Source organism: Microbacterium sp. Bi128 (assembly GCF_918698205.1).
Genome location: NZ_CAKKMM010001089.1, coordinates 1 through 1,749, shown reverse-complemented (window position 1 = coordinate 1,749; position 1,749 = coordinate 1). Strand labels below are relative to the sequence as shown.

At 70.9% G+C, this 1,749-nt stretch carries 3 protein-coding genes; all 3 read left to right on the top strand.

Annotated features, from left to right (window positions below):
• Window positions 1–1,106, top strand: a 1,106-nt coding sequence (locus LQV45_RS30040; protein WP_230010840.1) for a magnesium transporter MgtE N-terminal domain-containing protein, incomplete at its 5' end; no start/stop codon positions are given.
• Window positions 1,106–1,639: a DUF1003 domain-containing protein gene (locus tag LQV45_RS30035; protein WP_230010839.1), complete on the top strand. Its 534-nt coding sequence runs from the start codon at window positions 1,106–1,108 to the stop codon at window positions 1,637–1,639. The genes LQV45_RS30040 and LQV45_RS30035, both read left to right, overlap by 1 nt.
• On the top strand, window positions 1,636–1,749 hold a 114-nt coding region (locus LQV45_RS30030; RefSeq protein WP_230010842.1), incomplete at its 3' end, for an iron-sulfur cluster assembly protein. The genes LQV45_RS30035 and LQV45_RS30030, both read left to right, overlap by 4 nt.

Genomic DNA, 1,749 nt, shown 5'->3' with positions numbered 1-1,749 from the left:
CCACCGGGCTGATCAACGTGCGCCGCTTCCAGCAGCGCGGCGGCGAGGTGCGGGTCATGGCCGAGATGCTCGGACGGCGCGTCCACCTCGTCGACGGGTCGGGCGACGCCGTCATCGAAGACGTCGCGATCGAGCGCAACCGTCTCGGCGAATGGGACGTGGGCCAGCTCTTCCTGCGGCGTCCCCGCACGAGCGCCTCCCCGTTCGCCAAGGGAGCGACGACCTTCGCGGCGTGGAACGAGGTCCGCGAACAGCAGACCCCGGGCCAGGCGCAGTCGGCCGAGCAGTTGGTGGCGACCTACTCCGACCTCAAGCCCGCGGATCTCGCCAACACCCTCCTCGACCTCCCCGAGGAGCGTCTCATCGAGGTCGCCGAAGAGCTCAGCGACGACCGCCTCGCCGACGCCCTCGAAGAGATGCCCGAGGACGAGCAGGTCCACATCCTCGAGCAGCTCGGCGACGAGCGCGCCGCCGACATCCTGGATGCCATGGAGCCCGACGACGCCGCCGACCTCCTCGGTCAGCTGCCCGAGACGCGCCTCGAACAGCTCCTCGACCTCATGGAGCCCGAAGAGGCCGACGACGTCCGCGCCCTGCTGCAGTACGGACCCGACACCGCCGGCGGTCTGATGACCCCCGAGCCCATCGTGCTGTCCGCAGACGCGACGGTGGCCGAGGCCCTCGCGCTGATCCGGCGCCACGAGCTGCATCCCGCGCTCGCGGCATCCGTGTTCATCACCCTGCCGCCGTACGAGACGCCCACGGGGCGCCTGCTGGGAACCGTGCACTTCCAGCGCATGCTCCGCTACCCGCCGCACGAGCGGCTCGGCGCGATCATCGACGACACCCTCGAGCCGGTACCCGCGGATGCCTCGGCGGCCGAGGTCGCGCGCATGCTCGCGAGCTACAACCTCGTGTCGCTGCCCGTCGTCGATCAGGCCCACCGACTGGTCGGATGCGTGAGCGTCGACGACGTTCTCGACTACCTGCTGCCCGACGACTGGCGCACGCACGACGGCGATGATCCGAGACCCAGGACCACGATCAGACCGCTCGCGACCGCGAGCATCCCCCAGATCCCGACGCAGACCCCGAGGAGGCGCTGATGGCACGTGCACAACGACAGACCTCGCTCGACGCGCCCCGCGGTCGCACCGGGATGCTCGCACCCCGCACCCCGCAGCCCTCGCGCGACCGGTTCGGCCGGTTCACCGAATGGGTCGCCCGGGCGATGGGCACCCCGACGTTCCTGCTGTCGCTCACGCTGTTCTGCGTGATGTGGATGGGGTGGAACTCCCTCATGCCCGACGAGCTGCGCTTCGACTCCGCCGCGATCGGTTTCACCGCCCTCACCCTCGTGCTCTCGCTGCAGGCCTCCTACGCGGCGCCGCTGATCCTGCTCGCGCAGAACCGACAGGACGACCGCGACCGCGTCCAGATCGAGCAAGACCGACAGCGCGCCGAGCGCAACCTCGCCGACACCGAGTACCTGGCCCGCGAGATCGTGGCGCTGCGGATGGCCGTGCGCGATCTGACCGACGAGGTCATCACGAAAGAGAGCCTGCGCGCCGAGCTGAAGGCCGCGCTGGAACGTCTCGACGACAGCGACGCCGCCGAACCGAAACCGGCCGCGCCGTGACCGGGGCGGCCGCCGACCGCGTGCGCGCCGCCGTCGCCGCCGTCACCGATCCGGAGTTGCGTCGCCCGCTGGGCGAGCTCGACATGGTGCGCGACATCACGGTGCGCGAC

What these genes read in the sequence shown, in the direction of transcription:
- LQV45_RS30035 (WP_230010839.1), top strand. Translation starts at nt 1,106, where the DNA reads ATGGCACGTGCACAACGACAGACCTCGCTCGACGCGCCCCGCGGTCGC.